The following is a 7,561-nucleotide window of genomic DNA, read 5'->3' as shown; positions in this document are numbered from 1 at the left end:
GTTCAGGCCTTGAAGATAACGGGCCTAGCGTGCCATGTGGCGCTCGGTCGGGCGGAAAAACCACGCCCGATTCGACCACATTGGCGCGCTCTCCCTTTAACACGCCCGGTTCAGGCCTTGAAGATAACGGGCCTAGCGTGCCATGTGGCGCTCGGTCGGGCGGAAAAACCACGCCCGATTCGACCACATTGGCGCGCTCTCCCTTTAACACGCTCGGTTCAGGCCTTGAAGATAACGGGCCTAGCGTGCCATGTGGCGCTCTCTCCCTTTAACACGCTCGGTTCAGGCCTTGAAGATAACGGGCCTCGCGTGCCATGTGGCGCTCGGTTAGAAATCCGCTTCGCAGCGAAAGTGAAGGGGGGAGTGAAAGGCCGGATGGGTGATGGATAATTCCTGCGCATGCAGCAGCAGCCGGTGGGCGAGGGCTTTAACCTCCGGCGGCGCGTAGAAGCCGTCGCCGAGAATCGGATGCCCCAGCGCCAGCATATGCACCCGCAGTTGATGGGAACGGCCGGTGATCGGCATCAGCAAAACCCGCGCCGTTCCGTCGTCATCGTAGGACAATACCCGGTATTGCGTTTGCGCCGCCTTGCCGGTGTCAAAACACACCTTTTGTTTGGGCCGGTTCGGCCAGTCGCAGATCAGCGGCAAATCCACCAGCCCCTGTTCCAAGGCCGGATGTCCCCATACCCTGGCAATGTAGGTTTTCTGGGGTTCCCGTTCACGGAACTGGCGTTTCAGTTCCCGTTCCGCCGTTTTGGTCAACGCAACGGCAATCACGCCGCTGGTGGCCATATCCAGCCGGTGAACACTTTGCGCCAGCGGAAATGCTTCTTGAATGCGGGTGAGCACGCTGTCCCGATGCTCCAGCTCACGGCCGGGGACCGACAATAAACCGCTGGGTTTATTCACCACCATGATATGCGCATCCTGATACAGGATATGCAGCCAGGGTTCTTGCGGGGGATTATAGGGTTCCATGGGGCTCCGGTGTGGTCTGGCGGCGCCGCCAGACCACACAACGTTTATTGATGGGTGACCACAATCAGGCGTATGGCGTCCAGCCGCCAGTTGGCCTGATCCAGTTGGGCCAGTGCATGCTCGCGATTATACGCCAGCGTCTCCAGCTCGTCCTCGCGGATTGCCGGGTTCACCGCTTTCAATGCTTCCAGACGGCTCAGTTCCGCGCTCAGGCGCTCATCCGCCTGCTGCCTGGCGTCGTCGATTAACCCGCGGGCCTGTTCGGCCACCAGCAGTTCTGCTTTTTGCAACAGCTTGTGTATTTCCGGCTGTACGGTACTGACCAGTTTCCCGGCGGTATGGCGTTTTATCGCGTTGAGTTGGCGGTTAAAATGCTCGAACTCCACCTGCGATGCGAGATCGTTGCCGTTTTGATCCAGCAGCAACCGGATGGGGGTCGCCGGTAAAAAACGGCTTAACTGCAATTTTCTCGGAGCCGATGCTTCAACCACATAGATCAACTCCACCAGCAGGGTTCCCGCCGGCAGCGCTTTGTTTTTCAGCAGCGACACCGCGCTGGTACCGCTGTCGCCGGACAACACTAAATCCAGACCGTTACGGATGATGGGATGTTCCCAACTGATAAACTGGGTTTCTTCACGGGCCAGCGCCTGCTCGCGGTTGAAGGTAATGGTACAGCCTTCTTCCGGCAGGCCCGGGAACTCCGGTACCAGCATGTGATCCGAGGGGGTAAGGACAATCAGGCTGTCGCTGCGGTCTTCCTGATTGATACCGACGATATCAAACAGGTTGAGGGCGAAATTCACCAGTTGGGGATCGCTGTCCTGCGCGGCAATGGCCTGTGCCAGCGCCTGGGCCTGTTCGCCGCCGTTGCTGTGTTGTTCCAGCAAACGGTCCCGTCCCTGTTCCAACTGCAGCTTTAAGCGATCGTGCTGTTTGCGGCATTCAAGGATAAATCCGTTCAAGCCCTCCTGCTGCGCCGGCTCGCCCAGATAGCCGATAAGCGTGGCGTAGGCTTGATCGTACTGCGTGCGGCCGGTGGGGCAGGTATGTTCAAACGCATCCAGTCCTTCGTGATACCAGCGGATTAATACCGCCTGGGCGGTCTGCTCCAGATAGGGTACAAAAATCTCGATATCATGATTCTGGCCGATGCGATCCAACCGGCCGATGCGCTGTTCCAGCAGATCCGGATTAAATGGCAAATCAAACATCACCATTTGATGGGCAAATTGGAAATTGCGCCCCTCCGAGCCGATTTCCGAGCAAAGCAATACCTGGGCACCGTCATCTTCGGAGGCAAAATACGCGGCGGCACGGTCCCGCTCCAGCAATGACAGCCCTTCATGGAATACCGCGGCGCGGATACCTTCGCGCTCCCGCAGCACCTGTTCCAATTGCAGAGCGGTATCGGCGTGGGCGCAGATCACCAGTACTTTTTCCTGGCGGTTTTGCAGCAGGAATTCCAGCAGCCATTCAACGCGGGGATCGAAATTCCACCAGGTGGCGTTTTGCCCTTCGAACTGCTGATAAATATGTTCGGGATAAAGCATATTGCGCGCCCGCTCATCCGGCGCCTGCTTACCCCCCATGATGCCGGCCACTTTGATGGCGGTCTGGTATTGGGCGGGCAGCGGAAGTTTGATTTGATGCAACAGCCGGCGGGGAAAGCCTTTAACCCCCTGGCGGGTATTGCGGAACAGCACCCGGCTGGTGCCGTGGCGATCCATCAGCATGGACGTCAGCTCGCGGCGTGCGTTGCCGGCCCGCAGGTCGCCGCCGTTGGCCACCGCCAGCAGCGGTTCGATGTCTTGCTCGCTCAGCATGTCCCCCAGCCGGTTTTTTGCCTCGTCAGTTAAGTCCTTGCCGTTGAGCAACAGGGTGACCGCATCCGCCACCGGGCGGTAACGCTGCTGTTCCGCCACGAATTCCGCATAATCGTGGAAACGATCCGGGTCCAGCAGCCGCAGGCGGGCAAAATGGCTGTGCAGCCCCAGCTGTTCCGGCGTCGCGGTGAGCAGCAGGATGCCGGGAATGCTGCGGGCCAGTTGCTCGATCACCTGGTATTCCCGGCTGGGCGCATTTTCGCTCCAGGCCAGATGATGGGCTTCGTCCACCACCATCAGATCCCAGTCGGCGTCGGCCATTTTCTCCAGCCGTTCATGGTTGCGGCGCACAAAATCCAGCGAGCACAGCACCAGCTGTTCGGTTTCAAAGGGATTGTCGCTGTCTTGCATCGCTTCGGCATAGCGCTCTTCGTCAAACAGGGAAAATAGCAGGTTGAAGCGGCGCAGCATTTCCACCAGCCATTGGTGCAATAACGACTCCGGCACGATGATCAGCACACGGTCGGCGCGGCCGGTGAGCAGCTGCTGATGGATTATCATGCCGGCTTCGATGGTTTTGCCCAAACCTACTTCATCCGCCAGCAATACCCGCGGCGCATAACGCTGTCCGACTTCCGAGGCGATATGCAATTGGTGGGGGATCAGGTTGGCGCGAATTCCCCGTAAACCGTTCCAGGCCTGGCGAAATTGTTCGCTGTGAAATTTTCGTGCCCGATAGCGCAGGGCGAACCGGTCCATTCGATCGATTTGCCCGGCAAACAAGCGGTCCTGCGGTTTGCTGAAGGTCAGTTTACTGTCCAGCATCACTTCACGCATCGCGGTATCGGCCTGGCCGTTGTCCAACCGGGTGCCGATATAGGTTAACAGGCCGTCGTCTTCCTCCACAGATTCTATCAGCAGTTGCCAGCCTTCATGGCTGGTGACGGTGTCGCCGGGATTAAAGATCACCCGGGTGACGGGGGCGTCGGCCCGGGCATAAAGACGGTTTTCACCGATAGCGGAAAACAGCAGGGTGACCATGCGGGTATCCACCGCAACCACGGTTCCCAATCCCAGTTCACTTTCCGTATCGCTGATCCAGCGTTGACCTGATTTGAAAGGCATAAATTCTCGGCTCGGTGTTATGTTAGGCAAAAGTACCGGCAATAGCGCGGCTGGCCGTGGCTGGCGCGGGCCTGATGTCACGGCGTAAAACTCGGTAAGGGTAAGCGTTGAGGTCTGAAAAAGCGCTATGTTAATAGATGAATGCCGCTTCGTCACCTACCAATCTCTGCATGCGTTTAAAACAGACCCATTTGACCCGATACAAGCGTAGCAAAATCATCCTGCATAAAAGGCAGTATAGCGTCCGCCACCGGTTGTAACTGCTTTGTCAGATAGTGGTTGTAGTCCGGCGTGGTGTGACGTATCTCCAGGGGCTCAGGCCCTTGGGCGGTGATGATATAGCTTATCCATCCGCCGTTTTGGTACTGCTGCTGACGTCCCTGCTGTCGATTATATTCGTCGGCGATCCTGGCCGCACGGGCTTGCGGCGGTACATTGCGCTGGTAATCGCTTAATTTTCTGCGCAGGCGTTTACGATACACCAAAAGGTGATCCAATGAACCGTTGAGGGTCTGGCGGACAAAATCCCGCACGAATTCCTTATAAGGCTGGCGGCGGAATATACGTTCGTAAAGCTGCTGCTGAAACTGCTGGGCCAGCGGCGTCCAGTCGCTGCGAACGGTTTCCAACCCCTTGAACACCATGTGATCGCCTTCTCCGGTTTGCGCCAGCCCGGCGTAGCGTTTTTTGCTGCCCAGCTCGGCGCCGCGGATAGTGGGCATCAAAAATCGGCTGAAATGGGTTTCATATTCGATTTCCAGCGCGCTTTCAAGTGCCATGGTCTCCTGTAAATGGGTTTGCCACCACTGATTGATGACCTCCGCCAGGCGGCGGCCGATGTCATCGGCGGCGGCTTGATCATGGGCCTGTTTCAACCAGACAAAGGTAGAATCGGTATCGCCATAGATGACCGGGTAGCCTTGCTCTTCGATCAACTTTCGCGTCTGGTGCATGATGGCGTGACCGCGCATTGTGATGCTTGACGCCAGGCGGGCGTCAAAAAAACGGCATCCCGGCGCGCCCAATACGCCGTAAAAGGCGTTCATGATGATCTTCATTGCTTGGGAAAGGGGCTGGTTGTGATCCCGCTTAGCGCTCTCCCTGCCCAGCCACAGTTCGCGGACGATGCCCGGCAGGCAGTGGCGGCGGCGGGAAAAGCGCGCATCGAGGAAACCGGCCACCGTTTGGTCGCTTTCCGGTTGCGCCATGCCTTCTATCAGGCCCACCGGGTCGATGAGAAAGGTACGGATAATCGAGGGATAAAGGCTCTTGTAATCCAACACCAGCACCGAATCGTATAGCCCCGGCCTGGAGTCCATTACATAGCCGCCGGGGCTGGGCTGCGGCGGGATGTCTCCCAGATTGGGCGCTACGTAACCAGCGCGGTGCATGCGCGGCAGGTACAGCCAGGTGAAGGCGGCCACCGAACCGCCGCTGCGGTCCGCCGCCAGGCCGGTGACCGATGCTCGCTCCAGCAGGAACGCCAATAAACGGGTATTCTCGAAAATCCGCACCACCAGTTCGCAATCCTTGAGATTGTACCGCGCCAGGGCCGGTTTATCTTCCCGGTACAGGCGGTCTATCTCGTCCATGCGCTGATAGGGGGTGGAGATATCTTTACCCTCGCCAAGCAGGGTTTGCGCCACGTTTTCCAGGCTGAAAGAGGTAAATTGCCAAAAAGCCGACTTCAGCCCTTCAATGCCGTCTATAATCAGCCGGCCGGCGGCGCCGGCAAAAAAGTGGCCCGCCTTCATGCCGTGTTCGCGCCATTCCAGAATTTCACCGCCGCGCCCGAGGTTCAGCGTCCGGTGGTAGCGTTCCGCCTGCTGCTGCAGGATGCGCAGATCGAATTGCACCACATTCCAGCCGATGATGGCGTCCGGGTCGTGGTTGGCGAGCCAGAGGTTAAGCCGGTCGATGAGCTGGCCGCGGGTCGGCACATACTCAAGATGGCCGCCGGCCCAGGGGGCGGGTTCCGCCGGGGGCTCCCCCAGCATATAGACCTGCCGCTGCCCGCAGCCGTATAACCCGATACAGTACAGTTCGCCGAAACGGTTGGTTTCGATATCCAGTGAGACGACGTTTAACCGCGGACGATAGTCCGCATCCGGTTTTAATCGGGCCTCGATAATGGTGCCGTCTGCCTGTACCCGGCCGTCGAACCATACCGGCGCGGTGATAAAGCGCTCCATCAGATAACGCTCGGGGGGGCGAATATCCGCTTCGTATAGCGGTATACCGGCCTCCTTGAAGGTTTTTTCCAGACGACCGATATCCCGGTAATGGCGACAATAGACGCCCGTCACCGGCCGTCGGTGGAAATCACGCAATTCAAGGGAACGCTGGCTGCATCCCGCCACGGCGGCCAGCAGGGGGCGGGCCTGTTCGGCGAACTCGGCGGTCATAAAAGCCACCGCCTGCTGCGGCGGCAAGCTGACTTTTTGCGCCCCTTGGTCGGTGGCCAGCCAAAAGTCGACGCTGATGCCCGCGGGGGTATCGCGCCAATGACGGGTAAGCACAAATCCCTGACGGGGCAGGGAGGGTAATGACATAGGGTCTGTTTTTCCTCGAAAAAAGAAAAAGTCCTGCCTTCAGACTGCCGACAAACGTAATCAAGTCCCTCAGGCCTGGCAGCCTGTCCAGACCGGGCATATTACAAGCTACCTGTAAAACCGTCGTTAATAAGTATGATTATTTATACAGTATTTGTCCAGCGGCGACGTTATAATCTGATATTGCCAAATAATTATACAAATGAATGATTGACGATATGGACAAGAGCACTGACAATCCGCCAGCTTTAATTAACAAGAGGGGGCTATGGAAGCCTTTTTACAACATTTAACCACTATATCTCTGGCTGTCACGTTGATGGTTGTCGCGCTGGTGGCATTTTTGGAGTCGTTGGCTCTGGTGGGGTTGTTATTGCCGGGTACGGTGATGATGGCGACGCTGGGCGCGTTGATCGGCAGCGGCGCCCTGGGTTTTTACCCCGCCTGGGCCGCCGGCGTGGCGGGCTGTTTTTTGGGCGACTGGATATCCTATTTTCTCGGCCATGGTTTTAAAAAACCGCTGAAGAAATGGTCTTTTTTAAAAAAACATCGCACCATGCTCAACAAAACCGAATATGCCTTGCATCAGCACAGCCTGCTGACGGTGTTGATAGGCCGTTTTGTCGGCCCCACCCGGCCATTGGTGCCCATGGTGGCCGGCATGCTTGATCTGCCGCCGCTGAAGTTTGCGCTGCCGAATATCATCGGCTGCCTGACCTGGCCGCCGGCCTATTTTATGCCCGGTATCCTGGCCGGCGTGGCCATCAATATTCCCGACGGCCGGCATACCGGGGGATTCCGCGCCCTGCTGCTGGCGGTGGCGCTGCTCTTTTGGCTTACCGGCTGGCTTATCTGGCGCTGGCGCCGCTCTGACAAAATATCCACGCGACCGGTTGCCCGCCTGCTGTCTCTACGCAGGCTTCGCTGGCTGACGCCGTTATGCATGCTGGTGATGGCGGCGGTGGTAACGGCATTGATTCGCCATCCGCTGATGCCGATATATGCCGCTCAGTTTTGCAAGGTACTGAGCTTTTGAATGCCGTTTGCTCCGCATCCATTTTTTGAAAATTTGTATAA

General features: G+C 57.8%; 4 protein-coding genes. 1 reads left to right on the top strand and 3 read right to left on the bottom strand.

Annotation, left to right across the window (positions count from 1 at the left end; translation table 11 throughout):
• Window positions 1-327: 327 nt before the first annotated feature.
• The 3 genes from rluA to HB631_RS13385 form a co-directional block, all read right to left on the bottom strand.
• Complete coding sequence (gene rluA, locus HB631_RS13395; RefSeq protein ID WP_213991656.1) at window positions 328-981, bottom strand: bifunctional tRNA pseudouridine(32) synthase/23S rRNA pseudouridine(746) synthase RluA; 654 nt, start codon at window positions 979-981, stop codon at window positions 328-330.
• Window positions 982-1,025: 44 nt separating this feature from the next.
• Complete coding sequence (gene rapA / locus HB631_RS13390) at window positions 1,026-3,932, bottom strand: RNA polymerase-associated protein RapA (RefSeq protein ID WP_213991655.1); 2,907 nt, start codon at window positions 3,930-3,932, stop codon at window positions 1,026-1,028.
• Window positions 3,933-4,108: 176 nt separating this feature from the next.
• Complete coding sequence (locus HB631_RS13385) at window positions 4,109-6,484, bottom strand: DNA polymerase II (protein ID WP_213991654.1); 2,376 nt, start codon at window positions 6,482-6,484, stop codon at window positions 4,109-4,111.
• A 268-nt stretch (window positions 6,485-6,752) separates the two neighbouring features.
• Here HB631_RS13385 and HB631_RS13380 point away from each other — a divergent pair, with 268 nt between their 5' ends.
• Window positions 6,753-7,520: a DedA family protein gene (locus HB631_RS13380; protein ID WP_213991653.1), complete on the top strand. Its 768-nt coding sequence runs from the start codon at window positions 6,753-6,755 to the stop codon at window positions 7,518-7,520.
• Window positions 7,521-7,561 lie beyond the last annotated feature (41 nt).

It is taken from the genome of Sodalis sp. dw_96 (genome assembly GCF_018449575.1).
Lineage (GTDB): Bacteria > Pseudomonadota > Gammaproteobacteria > Enterobacterales > Enterobacteriaceae > Acerihabitans.
The sequence above is the reverse complement of the archived record's forward strand: the minus strand, read 5'-3'. Positions and strand labels throughout refer to the sequence as shown.